Genomic DNA, 17,679 nt, shown 5'->3' with positions numbered 1-17,679 from the left:
TTCAGTTACGGTCCGGGTATGGCACGTACCCAAGGCTCACATTCCGATATCACCGGACCCAAAATCCGCGAGGCCGCATTGCGGCTGTTTGCGCAGCATGGCTATGCCGCCGTCTCAATGCGTCAGATCGCCAAGGAGGTGGGGGTGCAGGCCGGTGCGCTGTATAACTACACACCGGACAAGCAAAGCCTGCTGTTCAACCTGATGCAGGGACATATGGTGGAGCTGCAGGCGGCGTGGGACGCGGTGCCGCGGGCCGCGGGCGCGGCAGAGCGGCTGCGGGCCTTTACCGGCTTTCACATCCGCTTTCACCTGGAGCGCCCGGATGCGGTGTTCATCGCCTATATGGAGCTGCGCAACCTGACGGAGGAAAATTTCTCCGCCCTCGAATCGCTGCGCCGGGATTATGAGAACGGCGTGGAGGCGATCCTGAAAGAGGGGGTGGAGCAGCGTGTGTTCCGTATTCCCGATACCAAAATCGCCACACTGGCGGTGATTGCGATGCTGAACGGGGTCAACACATGGTACCGTTCCGAGGGGCGCCTGACGCTGGATGAGGTAGAGAAGGTCTATTGGGACATGGTGCAAAAAGCGGTCAGCGCATGAGCTTGCTGGATCTGCAAACCAGCCGTCTGCGGGCGGTGCCATGGCGGAATCTGACTGATGCCGAAATGGCGGAGCTCTTTGCGCCGAAAGTGGTGCAATGGCTGCCCTCGGGGTTTCAGACCCCAGAAGACGATGGCGCCCGCCGGGCGTTTCTGGAGGCGGTCTCGCAGCAAGCCGAGGTGATTGCCCTGCGCGAAACTGCGGGGCAGGGTATCGGGCTGGTTATTCTTTCTTTTCCTGACAAAGGCGCAGCCATCCGGAACCTTGGCTATCTGTTTGCCGAAGCTGCCTGGGGCCAAGGGCTGGCCAGCGAGCTGCTTGGGGGCTTGCAGGCTCATTTCCGCGGCAGCGGCGTGACGATCAGCGGCGGGGTCATGCAGCAGAACGCGGCCTCGGCCAGGGTGCTGGAAAAAGCCGGTTTCACACCCGGGCCGTCGGGCACCGAAACTGTTTACAGCTGGCGTGCCGGCGGCTGACTGCGGCAGGTCTGTCAGCTCAACAGCCCGATCATATCGTAATGGTCGATCTGGCGGCTTAGCACCATCGGGTCTTCCTCCGGCAGCACATGCGGTTGCTCCCAGTTCTCGCCTGCAAAGGCCTGCAGCGCCTCGATGCTCTCCCAGACCATGACGACGCAGAAGGTGGCAGGCGAGTCCGGCCGCGGCAGCCCGGCGGTGACCGAGACCAGCCCCGGCTGGCGGCGCACATGCGGAATGGCGCTGCCGGTCAGAAAGGCCTTGAAGTCCTCGATCCTGTCCTCGCGGACGGTGGCACGGAACACCCGGATAATCATCACTCCCCCCAACGCTTATTGGCGCAGGGAGTATAGCATACCGCGTCCGTTTTGGCGGACGCGGTTTTCCCTGTGCGCGGGCCTGCGCCGCGCACAGGGAATAGCGGGCAGCGGTTTTCCGGGTCAGTGCGCGGGCCTGCGCCGCGCACAGGGAAAAGTGGGCACCGGTTTTCCGGATCAGTGCGCGGGCCTGCGCCGCGCACAGGGAAAAGTGGGCACCGGTTTTCCGGATCAGTGCGCGGGCTTTATAAATGTCCCGTTGCGCAGGTCGCGGAAGGCCTGTTGCAGCTCTGCCTGGGTATTCATCACAATGGGCCCGTGCCAGGCCACCGGCTCGTGGATCGGCGCGCCGGAGATCAGCAGGAAGCGCACGCCCTCGGGACCCGCCTGGACGGTGATCTCATCGCCGGTGCCAAAGCGGATCAGGGTACGGTCGCCGGACAGGTCGCGGATGTTGACCTCTTCGCCTGCCACTTCTTTTTCCAGCAATACCCCTTGCGGCGCTGAAGCGTCAGCAAAAGCCGCCTGGCCTTCGAACACATAGGCAAAGGCGCGGCGGTAGGTGTCGATCGGCAGGGTCTTTTTCACGCCCGCCGGAATAAACACATCCAGATACTGCGGATCGGCGGCAATACCGTCCACCGGGCCGCGCTTGCCCCAGAAATCTCCGACAATCACTTTCACCCGTGTGCCGTCGTCGTCGATGATTTCAGGGATCTCGGTGCCGCTCACATCCTGGTAGCGCGGCGCGGTCATTTTCTCGCTGGCAGGCAGGTTGCCCCAAAGCTGGAAACCATGCATCTGGCCTTGCGCGTTGCCCGACGGCATCTCCTGATGCAGGATGCCGGAGCCGGCGGTCATCCACTGCACGTCGCCTGCACCCAGGGTGCCCGCATTTCCCAGCGAGTCGCCATGTTCGACCGTGCCGGACAGCACATAAGTTATGGTCTCGATGCCCCGGTGCGGATGCCAGGGGAAGCCGCGCAGATAGTCTTCGGGGTTTTCATTGCGGAAATCGTCGAACAGCAGGAACGGGTCCAGCTCGGACGGATCCTGAAATCCGAATGCGCGGTGCAGTTTCACGCCGGCGCCCTCGGTATGGGGCTGCGCCGGACGGGTTTCGAGTATCGGTCTAAGGGACATCTGCCTGTCTCCTGGGTTTTATTGACTGACGGCAAGATAGGCTGTGCGGTGCCGCTGGAAAACGGGCGTTGAAACACGGCTTCTGTGCGTGTGCGAACGGAGCGTTCCAGCCCGCAGGGCTGCCCGGCCCGACGGGGCGCGGCGCCGCAGGCGCCAAGGCCGGGCAAGGGGCCGCCGCTGTTCAGCCGAACAGCGATACAATCCAATCGCGTACCAGGGATACTTCGGCGCTGTTCGGGGCCTCTCCGGCGGCGGGCATCAAATAGTGGCCCTGACCCATGGGGATTTCTGCATCAAGAACCCGTGCCAGCCGGCCCTGCGACAGAGGCAGTTCGGCATAGCGGCGCATCAGCATGGCTACACCAGCACCAGAGGCCGTCATTTCTATCGCTGCCAAAGATGTGTCCACATAGAGCGGCGCGGTGCGGTCCTTCAGCGGCACGCCTTCTTGTTCGGACAACCGCAGCCAATGGTCCTGATAGCCATGGATATGGATCAGCGTCTGGTCGAACAGCTGGTCCACGGACCGCATCCGTCCTGCCAGCTGCGGCTGCGCCACGGGGATCACGGTCTCAGCTGAAAGCAGATGCGCACGGCGGCCGAACCAGCCGGATGGCCCGAGCCGCAGGTCGATATCCACGTCCTCGTCCTGGGTGCTGTCGGCCCAGACGGCAGAGATAAGCCGGATGCGGATATGCGGATTGGCGGCGTGGAACACCCCCAGCCGCGGCGCCACCCATAGGACAGCAGTCGAGACCGGTGCCCGTATCGTCACCGTGCGGGTCTGCGCATGCCCCAGCAGCCCGCGGGTGGAATACGCGATGTCGGTCAGCGCCTGCGCCACCGAAGGGTAATAGGCATGGCCCAGCTCTGTCAGTTCCAGATGGCGCGACCGGCGGGTAAAAAAAGTGATGCCAAAGCTTTTCTCCAGGCTGCGCACCTGATGGCTGACGGCGGCCTGGGTCAGCCCCAGCTCCTCTGCCGCAGCGGTGAAGCTTTTCAGACGGGCGGCGGCCTCAAACGCGCGCAGCCAGACGAGATTGGGCAGGTCGGACATTAGTGCTGCAAATTTTCCTAGGGTCAGACCGCTTTATTATTCGTTTTAATTTTGGCGGAGGTCAAGCTAGCCATATCGCAAAGACATACCCCGGGAGGAGACATTCGACATGGCGACGGACATGAAAGTCGGCTTTATCGGCCTTGGCAACGTTGGCGGCAAACTGGCCGGCAGCCTGGTGCGCAACGGTCTGGACGTGACCGTGCACGATCTGGATGCGGATCTGGTGCAGTCCTTTGTGGCGCGCGGTGCCAAAGCAGGCGGCAGCCCGGCGCAAATGATGCAGGATTGCGATGCGGTCATCACCTGCCTGCCAAGCCCGGCGGCATCCGATGCGGTGGTCACCGAGATGCTACCGCATGTGCAGCCCGGCAAGGTCTGGATGGAAATGTCCACCACCGATGTGGCTGAGGTAAAGCGCTTGGGCGCCTTGATTGCCGAACGCGGCGGTCAGCCGGTCGACTGCCCTGTGTCCGGCGGCTGCCATCGGGCTGACACCGGTAATATATCGATCTATGCGGGCTGCGAGCGCGCGACGTTCGACCGTATTCTGCCGATCCTGACAACCATGGGGCGCCGCATTCTGCACGTGGGCGAGGTCGGCAATTCGTCGGTTCTGAAAGTGATGACCAACTATCTGGCCAATATCAACATGCTGGCGGTCTGCGAGGCGCTGACGGTGATGAAGGCCAGCGGCATGGATCTGGGCATGACGTTTGAGGCGATTTCGATGTCGTCGGGCACCTCTTTTGCGCATGAGACCGAAAGCCAGCTGATCCTGTCCGGATCACGCAATGTGAACTTCACCATGGATCTGGTGATGAAGGACATCGGCCTGTTCCAGACCCTGGCGGACCGCAGCAATGTGCCGCTGGAGCTGTCGCCGCTGATGATCGAGATGATGAAGGACGGCCAGCGCCGTTATGGCGAGCGGGCGCAGTCCGACCGGATGATCGAGCGTCTGGAAGAGGCCACCGGCCTCTCCGTCACCGCGCCGGGTTTCCCGCAGGAATTGATTGACGACGAACCGGAAGAGCCGGGCTATGAGGTGGTCGTGCGCCGCGCTGCTGCGGAATAAGTTTCCCCGCTTGCACGGCCGCATCCAGCCCCTGCTCCGGCGGGGGCTGTTTTCTTTGGCAAATCCGGTTTATGCCGGCGCAGCAGCAAGGGGAGCAGCGGATGAGCAATGAGGTCCTGGCCACAATAGAAGCCTCCGGCGGGCGGCGGATCATGGGCACGGCGATGCTGGGATTGACCGGCTGCCTGCTGCTTTATGTCGCCTTCGCGGCGCCGCCGTCTCCGGCATGGCTGGTGTTTCTGCTGGCGGTTGGCGCAGCGGCACTGTGGCTGGCGGTGCGGATGTGGCAGGCAACCGTGCACCGGATCGAGCTGACAGCAGAGGAGCTGCGCTGTTCAAATGGCCAGCTGATTGCCAGGGTTGAAGATATCAAAGCCATCGACCGCGGCTTTTTTGCCTTTAAGCCGTCCAACGGGTTTTTGATCCGGACCGGTGCGCAAGGCTCCAGGATCTGGATGCCCGGGCTGTGGTGGCGGTCGGGCCGCCGGATCGGCATTGGCGGGGTAACGCCGGGATCGCAAGGCAAGGCGATGTCGGAAATCCTGGCGGCGATGATGGCGCAGCGCGGCCAATAAGGCCGCGCTTCTGGCTCAGTCGGTACTTTCACCGCCATCATTGTGGCTGCCGGAACCGGTGGCGCTGCCTTCGAAAACGACAAGCGGGGCAAAACGCGGGCGGGTGAAGATGAAATTGTCCAGGTTCAGCGTCGGCAGGCCGACATTGAAGGCAGGCTCCATCTCGTTGAAGGTCTCCACCAGAATGACCCGTTCCTGATCCGGCATGTCCGGAAGTTTGCCGGCGACAGTGTTGATGGTGGTGTCAGTCCATGTGATATCGGACGTGCCGCGGACTTCGGACCAATCTACATAGTATTTGGCGTCATCGTCGTCCCAGCGAACCACTGAAACCCGAAGGCCAAGCTGTGAATCCTGCCGGATCAGGAGTTGCGCCATTTCGTACATGCTGTCGATATAGTCGTCGTTGATCGCCGTTGTTTCACGCGAGATCAGGTCTGAGATGGTGTAAGCAGCTTTGAGATTGACACTGTCGCGGCGGAAGGCGTCAAAGAACGTGTAGATGGAGGCAAACAGGGCCAATAACAGGGGGGCATAGAGTGCGAATTCGACCGATACGCTCCCCTCGGTTCTGCAGCGGAAGATGCGCAGATTGCGGGGCAGGGCTTGGCCGGAAAATTTCGGTATCAGGGCAGTCAGCATGGCTCACCTCGGTTCCTGAACAAATGCGGATGCGGCGGTCAGGCTGATCCGGCCGTCATCATCCTTGGATAGGCTTTGTCCCAATCCCCAGGTTGGCAGGATGGGCTTAAACTTCATGCAGGCACGGATCAGCATCAGCTCATTGGATTGCCCATGTTCGAAGGTTACGTCTGGGTTCACTTCTTCGATCCGGTTGATGCAATCCGGATCTGGATCAATCCCTGTCCAATTGAACGGGTCGGCTCGCACCATTTCAAGCTTCAGAGATGACGCGCAGTCGTCTATGAACCCGGAAAGTTCGCAGATTTCGTCGCGGATTTGCGCGTGGTCTTTATTGGCGCCGGTATTCAGGCGAATGTCACGCACAGTCAGGTCCAGGGCGCGTTCCAGCTGCGAGTGGCGCAGATTGATCAGCCCCAGCTCCACGGTCGACATCAGTGCCAGCAGGAAGGCGGGGATGACGATGGCGAACTCAACAGAGGCGTTGCCATCGTCGTGTGCCCTGAACCGGCGCAGTTTTTGTGTGATGCAGCGGATCATTGGGTCAGCCTCAATTGGCGGATTGAGGTTGCGATGGAGGCAAAGGCATCGGCGATCTCCAGGCCTTGCACGTCAAAATAATGGGAGTCAGAACTGGCGCAGTCCTGCAGCACCGCCACCCCGTTGCTGGGCGCCTCAAAGCCGATAGTGTAGACGATGATGCCCTGATCCTTGGCGGCTTCGCAGATGCTGCGGGTGCGGGTGTTCTTTTCCGAGTTGCCGTAGGAGTCGTAAACGCCGTAATACCACTCGCTGCGGGCGGAAGATGTGCCCATCCAGTCGGCGTAGATATATTTGTACAGATATTTGAGCGGCGTCTGCGCGAACAAATCGGAATAGGAGAGCCGGACCGGCGTGCCGCTTTCGGTTGTGTAACCATAACAGTAGCCATTATAAGAGTTGGTGCAGACTGTGTCGTTCCCGGCACCGAACGGATGGTCCTGCCAGCCGCCGCCATTGTGCCAGTAATAGCTGCCGGTCGATGGCCTGAGTGTTGAGTAAACGCCACTGCCGGGACTCGTTTCCGTATACCAGACGTAGGAGTCGCCCTCGCGATGGTCGCTTTCGACATAGTACTGCGAGGTGTTCTGGCCATCTGTCATCAGCACGATCACTTTGACGGTATCCGAGTCTGTGTATTCCGAGGGACGGGTTGAGAAATCACTTGGAATAGACGCATCCGGACCGGCGGTCAGGGCGTTTATCGCGGGCCGGGCTGAAGGATCCAGCAGGGTCGTACCCCATTTCATCCCAATGTCGATGGAGGTGTTGCCGCCACCCCAAAGACCATCGATGAAGGCTTTGAGAGCTGCGGCATCCTTCTGAAAGGGAAGGATCGCCCGGGAGCTATCCGAAGCGGCAACGCAGACAGGGGATTGAACCAAATCGCCGTTATCGCGCCGGTCATTGCTGGACCAGGGCGAGAAATGCATTGTTTGCTCCAGCGGTGCGGTGGTGGACAGGCTGGTTGTGCTGAAATCCGAGCCATCAAAGTTCACGCAATACGAATAGTCGTGCAACTCGTCCAAAGCGTATTGGCCGATCAGGTTTTCCGGGACCGAAACTTGGGTGGCGTAAGGCACGATTGAGATCGACATTTTGCCATCGGTGGTGTTTGCCACCATGGTGTCGATGAAATCCTTGGCCGCAGCCTTCAGATTGGTCAGGCGGCTGTTACGGGTCATCGAACCGGATACGTCCAGTACCAGTGAAATTTCCAGACCGTCGATGCTCTCTTCAGCTCGGGAGGTGGCATATAGCGGCATTTCATCGACACCGGCGAAACCCAGCATGTGGGTGGGAAAGGTTGTGTCGATCGTGGCCTGCACTTTCTTGAAACCCAAGCCGGCTTCCCACCAGGGTGCCTGATAGTACTCCTGAAGACCGGATTTCGAGAGATAGTCCAGCACGACTGCATCAGGTAACTTCTCTTGATCCAGGTCCGCCGCTGCCAGTGCCGCCCGGTCAAGCGTGTACTGCAGCATGGTGCGGTCGCGTTCCATCCGCATCAGGTCCACGCCAATTCCGCCCACCGCAACCATAGCCAGGAAAGTACCGATCATCGGTTTGGCCAGAACACCATCTTCTTCCCGCAGGTAGGTTTGAGCACCGGCCAGACACCGCTGCATGAGCGGGCTGCTCAGCGCTGTGGACCCCTTGTGACGTCTATGCATTTAAACACCCCCCGCCGGTTCTTGAACAGATCAGCCCGGCTCTAGACGCGGAATTTACACATAATTAATGGCTGCCGAACGTGGCGGAATTGGGGCGGGTTTGCGCCGAAAAACATGTGATTGTAGTGATTTGGGGTTTCAATTGCCGGGTATCCTGCGGAGTTGTTGCAGTCTGCGGAACAATGGTTCCGGGCAAGCGGCGAATCGTGAGTCTTTCGCTAAAATGCGAATCTTTTTGGCAGGGAATGGTCAAAAAGGTCGCACTCCTTAATCTTCTCTGCATAGAGTGAAGGCATCATCGGCATCGAGTCGATGTTTGAGCACGGAGAAGATTTTAGATGAGCAGCCGCACAGAGCCGAGCTTCCGCGAGAGCGTGGACCTGATGTTTAACCGGGCCGTGTCCCTGATGGATTTGCCGCCGGGGCTGGAGGAAAAGATCCGGGTCTGCAACGCGACCTATACGGTACGGTTCGGGGTGCGCCTGCGTGGCGCCATGCATACATTCACCGGCTACCGCTCGGTCCATTCCGAACATATGGAGCCCGTCAAAGGCGGCATCCGTTATGCCACCGGTGTCAACCAGGACGAGGTCGAAGCGCTGGCGGCGCTGATGACCTATAAATGCGCCCTGGTGGAGGCGCCGTTCGGCGGCTCCAAGGGCGGGCTTTGCATTGATCCGCGCGAATATGAAGAGCACGAACTGGAATTGATCACCCGCCGCTTTGCCTATGAACTGGCCAAGCGCGACCTGATCCATCCCTCTCAGAACGTTCCAGCGCCCGACATGGGCACCGGCGAGCGTGAGATGGCCTGGATTGCGGACCAGTATGCGCGCATGAACACCACCGACATCAACGCCAAGGCCTGTGTCACCGGCAAGCCGCTGAATGCCGGCGGCATCTCGGGCCGGGTCGAGGCCACGGGCCGCGGCGTGCAATATGCGCTGCAGGAATTCTTCCGTTACGAGGAAGACAAGGCAGCAGCTGGCCTGAGCGGCAAGCTGGATGGCAAGCGGGTCATCGTTCAGGGGCTTGGCAACGTGGGCTATCACGCGGCCAAATTCCTGTCCGAGGAAGATGGTTCGCGGATCACCGGTATCATCGAACGGGACGGCGGATTGTCGAACCCCGATGGCCTGGACGTCGAGGCGGTGCGCAATTGGATCGTCAAGCATGGCGGCGTGGCTGGCTACCCGGATGCCCAGTATGTGGAAGACGGCGCGCTGCTGCTGGAAGAAGACTGCGACATCCTGATCCCGGCGGCGCTGGAGGGGGTGATCAACCTGTCCAACGCCGAACGCGTGAAGGCGCCGCTGATCATCGAGGCTGCAAACGGTCCGGTGACTGCCGGTGCGGATGACATTCTGCGCAAGAAAGGCACCGTGATCATTCCCGACATGTATGCCAACGCGGGCGGTGTGACGGTGTCATACTTCGAGTGGGTGAAGAACCTGTCCCACATCCGTTTCGGACGCATGCAGCGCCGCCAGGAAGAGGCGCGCCACCAGCTGGTGATCGACGAGCTGCAGCGTCTGGACGACGTGATGGGCAATACCTGGTCGATGTCGCCGAATTTCAAGGACAAGTACCTTAAGGGCGCGGGTGAGCTGGAACTTGTGCGCTCGGGCCTCGATGACACTATGCGGGTGGCCTACCAGTCGATGCGTGAGGTCTGGCACAGCCGGGACGATGTCACCGACCTTCGTACTGCCGCCTATCTGGTGTCGATCGACAAGGTCGCCAAAAGTTATCACGCCAAGGGTCTCTGACCAGCCAGCGGGCACTTTGATTAAAGCCGGGGCGGAGGGAAAACTCTCCGCCCCGTTTTTATTCGCTAGTGAATCGGAATACGTCACGACCTGTCGCAATTACTACTAGACACATGTGATTAGTTCGTGTGTTTTGCAGCGAAGCCGGGCTGGACTGCCGCAAATTGATCCTTGGGGCTATGAGCAGCAGGCGAAAGCGGGTAGCAATGCCGCCAGGGTCCGGGTCACCTTTTTTCCGGGCACCGGAAGTGATTTGACGGGGAGGGACGACATGCGGTTTTCGGGATGGCGTGTGCTCAAAGAGGGGCTCACCGGAAACAAGGGCTGGACGCCGCACTGGCGCGACCCCGCGCCCAAGTCCGAATATGACGTGGTGATCATCGGCGGCGGCGGCCACGGTCTGGCGACCGCCTATTACCTGGCCAAAGAACACGGCATTACCAATGTTGCAGTGCTGGAAAAGGGTTATCTCGGCGGCGGCAATGTGGGGCGCAACACCACAATCGTGCGCGCCAACTACTACCTGCCGGGCAATTCCGAGTTTTATTCCCACTCGCTGAAACTGTGGGAAGGGATGGAGCAGGACCTGAATTACAACGCGATGATGTCGCAGCGCGGCATCCTCAACCTCTACCACAATGACGGTCAGCGCGACGCCGCAGTGCGGCGGGGCAACGCGATCATCAACCAGGGTGATGATGCTGAGATCCTGAGCCGCGAACAGGTGCGCGCGCTGGCGCCGTTCCTGAATTTTGACAGCAACCGCTTCCCGATCATGGGCGGGCTGATGCAGCGCCGGGCGGGCACTGCGCGACATGACGCGGTGGCCTGGGGGTATGCCCGCGGTGCCGATATGCGCGGGGTGGATCTGATCCAGAACTGCGAAGTCACCGGCATCGACGTGGAGAACGGCAAGGTTGTTGGCGTGCAGACTGCACGCGGACCGATCCGGGCCAAGAAGGTGGCGCTGGCCGCTGCGGGGCGCTCCGGCCAGGTGGCGGCGATGGCGGGTCTGACCCTGCCGATTGAAAGCCACGTGCTGCAGGCCTTTGTTTCCGAAGGGCTGAAACCCATCGTGGATCATGTGATCACCTTTGCCGAAGGGCATCTCTACATCAGCCAGTCGGATAAGGGCGGGCTGGTGTTTGGCAGCTACCTGGATTTCTACAGCTCTTACGCCGCGCGGGGGAACCTGCCGATGGTGGAGCACACGATGGAGAGCTTTGTGGCGATGGTGCCGGCGGTCAGCAAGGCGCGGCTCTTGCGCAGCTGGGGCGGCATTATGGATATGACGCCGGATGGCTCGCCCATTATCGATCATTCGCCGGTTGGCGGCCTCTATCTGAATTGCGGCTGGTGTTACGGCGGCTTTAAGGCGACGCCGGCGTCAGGCCATGTCTATGCCCATCTGATCGCCACGGACCGCCCGCATGGGGCAGCAACCAAACTGAAGCTCGACCGTTTCCGCAGCGGTCATGGCCTGATGGATGAGGAGGGGACCGGTGCGCAGCATAACTTGCACTAAGCGTTTTGAATGCGCCGGGTTTGCCTCCGGCGGGAGTTTTTTCAGAAAGATGAAAGGGCGCTGGTCATGAGGATTGCCTGTCCGCTCTGCGGCGAAAGGGACCGCCGCGAATTCTATTACAAAGGTGCAGCAGTAGTGCGCCCGGCTGAAGGCGCTGGTCTGGATGCCTGGCACGAGTATGTGAACCTGCGGCAAAACCCGGCGGGACCGCTGGATGAGCTGTGGTATCACGAGATGGGCTGCAATTCCTGGCTGAAGGTCACTCGCAATACGTCGACCCATGAGATTCTGGCGGTGCAGCTGGCGTCCGAGGCCGGGCTGGGAGGTAAGGCATGAGACTTCCAGGCAAGGGGCTGAACCAGGGTGCGAAGCCGGTTACGTTCTCATTTAATGGCCGCCATCTGATGGGGCTGGAAGGGGACACGCTGGCCGCTGCCTTGCTGGCCAATGATGTGCATCTGATGGCGCGGTCGTTCAAATACCACCGTCCGCGCGGGGTGCTGACCGCGGGCAGCGAAGAGCCGAACGCACTGGTGACCACCGGCACCGGCGGCCAGCAGGATCCGAACGTCCGCGCGACCCAGCAAGAAATATTCGAGGGGCTGGAGGCGCGCAGCCAGAACTGCTGGCCCTCGGTCGAACGTGACGTGATGGCGGTCAATGACCTGGCGGCGCCGTTTTTTACTGCAGGGTTCTATTACAAGACTTTCATGTGGCCGGCTGCGTTCTGGGAAAAGCTCTATGAGCCGATGATCCGCAATGCGGCAGGGCTTGGTGCGCTGTCGGGCGAGGCGGATCAGGACCGGTACGAGAAAGCCTTTGCCTTTTGCGATGTGCTGGTGATCGGTTCGGGTCCTGCCGGGCTGATGGCGGCGCTGACTGCGGGCCGGGCCGGGGCCGATGTGATTTTGGCAGAGGAAGACAGCCGCATGGGCGGGCGTCTTTTGGCGGAACGCGAAGACGTCAGCGGCAAGCCGGGCCATGAGTGGGCCGCGGACGTGCTGGCTGAGCTTGAGGCGATGGACAATGTGCGGCTGATGACCCGCACTGCTGTCACCGGCGCCTATGATCAGGGCACTTATGGCGCGCTGGAGCGGGTTTCGCACCATTTGCCGCGGCGCCATTCGCTGAAAGGCAGCCACCTGCCGCGCGAATGCTTCTGGCGGATCGCTGCCAAACATGCGGTGCTGGCAGCAGGCGCGATCGAGCGTCCCGTGGCGTTCCGCAACAATGACCGGCCTGGCATCATGATGGCGGGCGCCGTGCGCGCCTATCTGAACCGCTGGGGTGTGGCGCCGGGGGAGCGGGTCACCGTCTTTGCCAACAACGATCAGGCGCACCGCACCGCACGCGACCTGCATGATGCAGGCGTCCACATCGCGGCGGTGATCGACAGCCGCCATGAGGCGCCGGACAGCGGCCCGTATCAGGTGATCAAGGGCGCGCAGGTTTGCGGTTCCGCCGGACGGCATCGGGTGGACAGCATCACTGTGCGCTCGGTCAAGGGCGAGGAGAAGATCCAGACCGACTGCCTGGCGATGTCCGGCGGCTGGAACCCTTCGGTGCATCTGACCTGCCACCTGAACAGCCGCCCCGTTTGGAAACGCGATGCGCTGGCCTTTGTTCCCGCAGAGGGCGCCGTGCCGGGGATGGTTACGGCGGGCGCCTGTAACGGTACGTTCTCCACCGCAGGCGCGCTGCGCGAAGGCGCGGATGCTGCGGCTAAGGTACTGGAAGCGCTGGGCCTGAAACCCGCTGCCGGTGATCTGCCGGATGCGGAGGATGATCCTTACCGTATTGCGGCGCTCTGGGCGGTGCCGGGCAAGGGCCGCGCCTGGCTCGATTTCCAGAACGACGTCACCGTCAAGGATGTGAAGCAGGCAGCGGTCGAGAATTTCCGCTCGGTCGAGCATATGAAGCGCTACACCACCCAAGGGATGGCAACCGATCAGGGCAAGAACTCAAACGTTGCAGCGCTGGCGGTGCTGGCGGATGCGACGGGGCGGACGATCCCCGAGACCGGCACCACCACCTTCCGGCCGCCGTTTGTGCCGGTGGCCATTGGTGCCATTGGGGCAGGGGCCACGGATGAGGGCTTTAAACCGCAGCGCTTCCTGACGTCGCACGGCGAGAGCGACACCCGCGGCGCGCATCAGCTGGAGGTCGGGCTGTGGTACCGCGCCGCCTATTATCCGAAGCCGGGGGAGACCAATTGGCGCCAGTCCTGCGACCGGGAAGTGACGTGCGTGCGCAATGCGGTGGGCATCTGCGATGTCTCCACCCTGGGCAAGATCGACATTCAGGGCGCCGATGCAGGCAAGTTCCTGGATCATCTTTATACCAACACCTTCAGCACGCTGAAAGTTGGCAAGGTCCGCTATGGGCTGATGCTGCGCGAAGACGGCTTTGTCATGGATGACGGCACCACCGCGCGGCTGGGTGAAAACCATTATGTCATGACCACCACAACCGCCGCCGCGGGGCAGGTGATGGCGCATATGGAGTATGTCAGCCAGGTGCTTCGTCCTGAATGGGACGTGCGGTTTACCTCGGTGACCGAGCAATGGGCACAGTTTGCCGTGGCCGGGCCAAAATCAAGGGAGCTGCTGAACGGGCTGATCGGCGAAGATGTGAATGGTGAAACCTGGCCGTTCATGGGCTGTGGCGAGGCGACTGTGCTGGGCGTTAAGGGGCGGCTGTTCCGGATCTCTTTCTCGGGCGAGCACGCCTATGAGGTGGCCGTTCCTGCGCGCTATGGTGAAAGCCTGTTCCGCGAGCTGCTGAAGCGGGCCGAGGCGATGGGCGGCGGTGCCTATGGGATGGAAGCGCTGAACGTGCTGCGGATCGAAAAGGGTCTGATCACCCATGCCGAGATCAACGGCACGGTGACCGCCATTGACCTGGGGCTGCAGGGAATGATGTCCAGGAAGAAGGATTTTCTGGGCAAGCCGATGTCCACCCGCGAGGGGCTGATGGCCGAGGACCGGATGCGCCTTGTGGGCCTGAAGCCGGTTGGTGCGGCTAAGGAGATCACTGCCGGGGCCCATCTGTTCACGCCGGGCGACCCGGTCGAGCGGATCTATGATCAGGGTTACGTGACCTCGGCCGGTTATTCGCCGGCGCTGGGGTGCCCGATTGGCCTGGCCTTTCTGAAAGAAGGACCGGAGCGGATCGGCGAAACTGTGCGTCTGGTTGACCACATGCGCGGTGTTGATACCCTGTGCGAAGTTGTGCCGCCTGTGTTCTTTGACCCCGAAGGAGGGCGTGCCCGTGGCTGAACTGATTGCAAAAAGTCCCTGTGAAGGACTGGTTCCGGCAACCATCGGCGGCATGAGCCTGACCGAGGAACATCCCGGTGCGATGTGGACCGTGGCCCCGTTCAAGGGCCAGCAGGAGGCGCTGAGCAAAGCGCTGGAAACGGCCCATGGCATGGCCTTCCCGGCGGCAAACCGTGCGACTGGCAAGGCCGGCAGCCGCGCGGTCTGGTTCGGGCGGGACATGGCATTGCTGATGGGGCTTGCGCCGGATGCCAAGCTAGCGGGGCACGCCGCGCTGACGGATCAGAGCGACGCCTGGGCCGTGGTGCGGCTGGAAGGCGCTGGCGCTGAGGACGTGCTGGCGCGGCTGGTGCCGGTTGATCTGCGGAACCAGGTGTTCAAGCGCGGCCATACTGCACGGACCGAGCTGAAGCACATGATGGCCTCGGTGACCCGCACCGGGCCGCAGGCGTTTCAGATCATGGTGTTCCGCTCGATGGCAAAAACGCTTGTGCATGATTTGAAAACAGCGATGGAAGCTGTCGCGGCGCGGGGGTAACCTTTGGGGATCACCAACTGATTCCCGGAGCGCATCTATGATCCGCATCGCCCTAGCAGCCGCCCTACTGGCGGCTCCGGCCTATGCTTCTGAAACCAAAGAACAAAGCTGCAAGTACCAGGGCCAAGTCATGGCCGCGGTGCAGCAGGCGCGGCTGGACCGGGTGAAACAGGAAGAGGTGGAGCAGGCGGTGCTGGACAGCGAACCGGACTGGCCTGAGACCTATTCCAAGGCGATTCCGCAGCTGACAAACCATGTCTATGCGATGAAACGGCGCGACCTGCGCGACGTTGATCTTGGTGCGGCCTTCGAGGAACAGTGCCTGCAGAACTGGGATCAGATCCAGGCGATGCAGAAACAGCTGAAGTCGAACTGATATGTCCCTGCCGCCCGGCTTTCTGGATGAATTGCGCACCCGAGTCAGTATCTCTGATGTTGTCGGGCGCAAGGTCATGTGGGATCAGCGCAAGTCGCAGCCGGGCAAGGGTGACTATTGGAGCCCGTGCCCCTTTCACCATGAAAAAACCGCATCCTTCCATGTAGAGGACCGCAAGGGGTTCTATTACTGCTTCGGCTGCCACGCCAAAGGCGACGCGCTGAAATTCATCCAGGAGACCGAGAACGTCGGTTTCATGGAGGCGGTGGAGATCCTGGCGCAAGAGGCTGGCATGGAAATGCCCAAGCGCGACCCGCGCGCGCAGGAAAAGCAGGACCGCAGGGCACTGCTGGCCGAAGTGATGGAGCAGGCGGTACAGTTCTTCCGCTTGCAGCTGAAAACCAACGCTGCCCATGACGCCCGTACATACTTGCAGCGCCGCGGCCTGACGCCGCCGGCGCTGGACCGCTGGGAAATCGGCTTTGCCCCTGATGGCTGGCAGGCCTTGTGGGACGGGTTGCGTGGCAAGAACGTGCCCGAGGATCTGATCATCGGCGCCGGGCTGGCCAAACCCTCGAACAAGGGCGGCAAGCCTTATGACACTTTCCGCAACCGGATCATGTTCCCGATCCGCGATGCGCGCGGCCGCGCAATTGCCTTTGGCGGCCGGGCGATGGACCCCAATGACAACGCCAAATACCTGAACTCGCCCGAGACCGAGCTGTTCGACAAGGGCCGCAGCCTGTATAACCACGGGCCCGCGCGGGCGGCTTCGGGGCGGGGGTCCTCGCTGGTCGTGGCTGAGGGCTATATGGATGTGATTGCGCTGGCCGAAGGCGGGTTTCAGTCGTCGGTGGCGCCGCTGGGCACTGCGATCACCGAAAACCAGCTGCAGATGCTGTGGCGGATGTCGGATGAGCCGATCATCGCGCTGGACGGCGACAAGGCGGGCATCCGCGCCGCCATGCGGCTGATTGATCTGGCGCTGCCCTTGCTAGAGGCCGGGAAATCCCTGCGCTTTGCCATCATGCCCGAAGGCAAGGACCCCGACGACCTGATCCGCAGTAAAGGCCCGGAGGCGGTGCAGGCGGTGCTGGATCAGGCGATGCCGATGGTCAAGCTGCTGTGGCAGCGCGAGACCGAGGGCAAAGTTTTCGACAGCCCCGAACGCAAGGCGTCGCTGGACAAATCCTTGCGCGAGAAGATCAAGCTGATCCGCGACCCGTCGATCCGCAAGCATTACGGCGAAGACGTCAAGGAGATGCGCTGGCAGCTGTTTCGCGGCAACCGCAGTAACCGCGACGGCGGCGACGGCGGTTTCCAGCAGCGCGGGTCCCGCAGCGGCGGCTTTCGCGATGGCAGCCGTCCGCCGTGGAAACCCGGCAAGGGCTTTGGCCCGATTCCGCAGCCGCGCGCAACCACCCGTGCCTCGCTGGTGGCAGGTGCCGAAGACGAGTTTTTTGCCGCCATGCGCGAAGCGGTGATCCTGGCCACGGCAATCACCACCCCGGCTGTGATCCCCGAATTCGAGACCAGCCTTGAGCGCCTGCAATGCGCCGATCCGGATCTGGCGGTGCTGCGGGATATGGTGCTGCGCTATGGCATCGGCGCGCCAGAGCGTCTGCGCGAAGAAATCGACTGGTCTTTGGGACCTCATGCCCTTGAAAACCTCTTTGGCCTTCGCCATGTCGCAATCACCCCCTGCCTGCGCAAACCCGGCGACACCGAACTGGCCAGCATGACCCTGGCCGAGGAGCTGGCAAAGCTTGAGGCGCGGCGCGGGCTGGACGCGGAACTGGCAGAGGCCGAAGAAGATCTGGACGGCCTTGCAGATGAGGCGCTGACCTGGCGGTTGCGGCAGGCAGCCGAGGCCAAGAACAAGGCAGTGCGCAGCGAGAATGAAGACCAGGCGCAGTATGATGTGGGCGAGAACGGCGCGCGGCTCAGCCGGGATGAGCGCGACGCGTTCGGCGCCCTTTTGGATCGGATCGGCTTTTCCGGTAAATGACACAGATTGCCTGATTCTGCGTTTTGCTAAGGAAGAGCACAGGAAAATTGGGTAAACGGGGTGACGAATCAGAGAATC

Annotated in this window: 17 protein-coding genes; 11 read left to right on the top strand and 6 right to left on the bottom strand. The window is 61.6% G+C overall.

Annotation, left to right across the window (positions count from 1 at the left end):
- Positions 1 to 18 precede the first annotated feature (18 nt).
- Together ETW24_RS13835 and ETW24_RS13830 are read left to right on the top strand one after the other, a co-directional pair.
- Complete coding sequence (locus tag ETW24_RS13835; protein WP_129371594.1) at positions 19 to 606, top strand: TetR/AcrR family transcriptional regulator; 588 nt, start codon at positions 19 to 21, stop codon at positions 604 to 606.
- Complete coding sequence (locus ETW24_RS13830; RefSeq protein WP_129371593.1) at positions 603 to 1,082, top strand: GNAT family N-acetyltransferase; 480 nt, start codon at positions 603 to 605, stop codon at positions 1,080 to 1,082. Before ETW24_RS13835 ends, ETW24_RS13830 begins: the two co-directional genes overlap by 4 nt.
- Before the next feature lie 14 nt (positions 1,083 to 1,096).
- Here ETW24_RS13830 and ETW24_RS13825 read toward each other — a convergent pair whose 3' ends face one another.
- The 3 genes from ETW24_RS13825 to ETW24_RS13815 form a co-directional block, all read right to left on the bottom strand.
- A complete protein-coding gene (locus tag ETW24_RS13825) occupies positions 1,097 to 1,399 on the bottom strand; it encodes an antibiotic biosynthesis monooxygenase family protein (RefSeq protein ID WP_129371592.1) in 303 nt (100 codons plus the stop codon).
- 231 nt (positions 1,400 to 1,630) lie between these two features.
- Positions 1,631 to 2,542, bottom strand: coding sequence for a pirin family protein (locus tag ETW24_RS13820; protein WP_129371591.1), 912 nt, complete (start codon positions 2,540 to 2,542; stop codon positions 1,631 to 1,633).
- A 181-nt stretch (positions 2,543 to 2,723) separates the two neighbouring features.
- Positions 2,724 to 3,599, bottom strand: coding sequence for a LysR substrate-binding domain-containing protein (locus tag ETW24_RS13815; protein ID WP_129371590.1), 876 nt, complete (start codon positions 3,597 to 3,599; stop codon positions 2,724 to 2,726).
- Positions 3,600 to 3,720: 121 nt separating this feature from the next.
- On the opposite strand from ETW24_RS13815, the gene ETW24_RS13810 reads away from it, so the two are divergent.
- Positions 3,721 to 4,677 carry an NAD(P)-dependent oxidoreductase gene (locus tag ETW24_RS13810; RefSeq protein ID WP_129372932.1) on the top strand — a complete coding sequence of 319 codons (957 nt, stop codon included), beginning with the start codon at positions 3,721 to 3,723 and terminating at the stop codon, positions 4,675 to 4,677.
- A 101-nt stretch (positions 4,678 to 4,778) separates the two neighbouring features.
- Positions 4,779 to 5,252, top strand: coding sequence for a hypothetical protein (locus ETW24_RS13805; RefSeq protein ID WP_129371589.1), 474 nt, complete (start codon positions 4,779 to 4,781; stop codon positions 5,250 to 5,252).
- 15 nt (positions 5,253 to 5,267) lie between these two features.
- Here the strand turns inward: ETW24_RS13805 and ETW24_RS13800 are convergent, their stop codons facing one another.
- The 3 genes from ETW24_RS13800 to ETW24_RS13790 are packed head-to-tail and all read right to left on the bottom strand — an operon-like array spanning position 5,268 to position 8,062.
- Positions 5,268 to 5,894 carry a pilus assembly protein gene (locus tag ETW24_RS13800; RefSeq protein ID WP_129371588.1) on the bottom strand — a complete coding sequence of 209 codons (627 nt, stop codon included), beginning with the start codon at positions 5,892 to 5,894 and terminating at the stop codon, positions 5,268 to 5,270.
- Positions 5,895 to 5,897: 3 nt separating this feature from the next.
- The gene (locus ETW24_RS13795) at positions 5,898 to 6,434 is read right to left on the bottom strand and encodes a TadE/TadG family type IV pilus assembly protein (RefSeq protein WP_129371587.1); all 537 of its coding nucleotides are present in this window, start codon (positions 6,432 to 6,434) and stop codon (positions 5,898 to 5,900) included.
- Positions 6,431 to 8,062 carry a pilus assembly protein TadG-related protein gene (locus ETW24_RS13790; RefSeq protein WP_254695613.1) on the bottom strand — a complete coding sequence of 544 codons (1,632 nt, stop codon included), beginning with the start codon at positions 8,060 to 8,062 and terminating at the stop codon, positions 6,431 to 6,433. Before ETW24_RS13790 ends, ETW24_RS13795 begins: the two co-directional genes overlap by 4 nt.
- A gap of 383 nt (positions 8,063 to 8,445) precedes the next feature.
- Here ETW24_RS13790 and ETW24_RS13785 point away from each other — a divergent pair, with 383 nt between their 5' ends.
- From ETW24_RS13785 to dnaG, 7 genes are all read left to right on the top strand, one after another.
- The gene (locus ETW24_RS13785; protein ID WP_129371585.1) at positions 8,446 to 9,876 is read left to right on the top strand and encodes a Glu/Leu/Phe/Val family dehydrogenase; all 1,431 of its coding nucleotides are present in this window, start codon (positions 8,446 to 8,448) and stop codon (positions 9,874 to 9,876) included.
- 271 nt (positions 9,877 to 10,147) lie between these two features.
- A complete protein-coding gene (locus ETW24_RS13780; RefSeq protein ID WP_129371584.1) occupies positions 10,148 to 11,401 on the top strand; it encodes a sarcosine oxidase subunit beta family protein in 1,254 nt (417 codons plus the stop codon).
- Between the two features lie 66 nt (positions 11,402 to 11,467).
- On the top strand, positions 11,468 to 11,737 hold the full coding sequence (locus tag ETW24_RS13775) for a sarcosine oxidase subunit delta (RefSeq protein ID WP_129371583.1): 270 nt from the start codon (positions 11,468 to 11,470) through the stop codon (positions 11,735 to 11,737).
- Positions 11,734 to 14,679 carry a sarcosine oxidase subunit alpha family protein gene (locus tag ETW24_RS13770; RefSeq protein WP_129371582.1) on the top strand — a complete coding sequence of 982 codons (2,946 nt, stop codon included), beginning with the start codon at positions 11,734 to 11,736 and terminating at the stop codon, positions 14,677 to 14,679. The genes ETW24_RS13775 and ETW24_RS13770 overlap by 4 nt, the downstream gene beginning before the upstream one ends.
- Complete coding sequence (locus ETW24_RS13765) at positions 14,672 to 15,217, top strand: sarcosine oxidase subunit gamma (protein ID WP_129371581.1); 546 nt, start codon at positions 14,672 to 14,674, stop codon at positions 15,215 to 15,217. The genes ETW24_RS13770 and ETW24_RS13765 overlap by 8 nt, the downstream gene beginning before the upstream one ends.
- A 37-nt stretch (positions 15,218 to 15,254) precedes the next feature.
- On the top strand, positions 15,255 to 15,593 hold the full coding sequence (locus ETW24_RS13760; protein WP_129371580.1) for a hypothetical protein: 339 nt from the start codon (positions 15,255 to 15,257) through the stop codon (positions 15,591 to 15,593).
- A 1-nt stretch (position 15,594) separates the two neighbouring features.
- The gene (dnaG, locus tag ETW24_RS13755) at positions 15,595 to 17,601 is read left to right on the top strand and encodes a DNA primase (RefSeq protein WP_129371579.1); all 2,007 of its coding nucleotides are present in this window, start codon (positions 15,595 to 15,597) and stop codon (positions 17,599 to 17,601) included.
- Positions 17,602 to 17,679 lie beyond the last annotated feature (78 nt).

This window comes from Leisingera sp. NJS204 (genome assembly GCF_004123675.1).
Taxonomy (GTDB): domain Bacteria; phylum Pseudomonadota; class Alphaproteobacteria; order Rhodobacterales; family Rhodobacteraceae; genus Leisingera.
The sequence above is the reverse complement of the archived record's forward strand: the minus strand, read 5'-3'. Positions and strand labels throughout refer to the sequence as shown.

What these genes read in the sequence shown, in the direction of transcription:
- ETW24_RS13835 (WP_129371594.1), top strand. Translation starts at nt 19, where the DNA reads ATGGCACGTACCCAAGGCTCACATTCCGATATCACCGGACCCAAAATC.
- ETW24_RS13830 (WP_129371593.1), top strand. Translation starts at nt 603, where the DNA reads ATGAGCTTGCTGGATCTGCAAACCAGCCGTCTGCGGGCGGTGCCATGG.
- ETW24_RS13825 (WP_129371592.1), bottom strand. Translation starts at nt 1,399, where the DNA reads ATGATTATCCGGGTGTTCCGTGCCACCGTCCGCGAGGACAGGATCGAG.
- ETW24_RS13820 (WP_129371591.1), bottom strand. Translation starts at nt 2,542, where the DNA reads ATGTCCCTTAGACCGATACTCGAAACCCGTCCGGCGCAGCCCCATACC.
- ETW24_RS13815 (WP_129371590.1), bottom strand. Translation starts at nt 3,599, where the DNA reads ATGTCCGACCTGCCCAATCTCGTCTGGCTGCGCGCGTTTGAGGCCGCC.
- ETW24_RS13810 (WP_129372932.1), top strand. Translation starts at nt 3,721, where the DNA reads ATGAAAGTCGGCTTTATCGGCCTTGGCAACGTTGGCGGCAAACTGGCC.
- ETW24_RS13805 (WP_129371589.1), top strand. Translation starts at nt 4,779, where the DNA reads ATGAGCAATGAGGTCCTGGCCACAATAGAAGCCTCCGGCGGGCGGCGG.
- ETW24_RS13800 (WP_129371588.1), bottom strand. Translation starts at nt 5,894, where the DNA reads ATGCTGACTGCCCTGATACCGAAATTTTCCGGCCAAGCCCTGCCCCGC.
- ETW24_RS13795 (WP_129371587.1), bottom strand. Translation starts at nt 6,434, where the DNA reads ATGATCCGCTGCATCACACAAAAACTGCGCCGGTTCAGGGCACACGAC.
- ETW24_RS13790 (WP_254695613.1), bottom strand. Translation starts at nt 8,062, where the DNA reads ATGCAGCGGTGTCTGGCCGGTGCTCAAACCTACCTGCGGGAAGAAGAT.
- ETW24_RS13785 (WP_129371585.1), top strand. Translation starts at nt 8,446, where the DNA reads ATGAGCAGCCGCACAGAGCCGAGCTTCCGCGAGAGCGTGGACCTGATG.
- ETW24_RS13780 (WP_129371584.1), top strand. Translation starts at nt 10,148, where the DNA reads ATGCGGTTTTCGGGATGGCGTGTGCTCAAAGAGGGGCTCACCGGAAAC.
- ETW24_RS13775 (WP_129371583.1), top strand. Translation starts at nt 11,468, where the DNA reads ATGAGGATTGCCTGTCCGCTCTGCGGCGAAAGGGACCGCCGCGAATTC.
- ETW24_RS13770 (WP_129371582.1), top strand. Translation starts at nt 11,734, where the DNA reads ATGAGACTTCCAGGCAAGGGGCTGAACCAGGGTGCGAAGCCGGTTACG.
- ETW24_RS13760 (WP_129371580.1), top strand. Translation starts at nt 15,255, where the DNA reads ATGATCCGCATCGCCCTAGCAGCCGCCCTACTGGCGGCTCCGGCCTAT.
- dnaG (WP_129371579.1), top strand. Translation starts at nt 15,595, where the DNA reads ATGTCCCTGCCGCCCGGCTTTCTGGATGAATTGCGCACCCGAGTCAGT.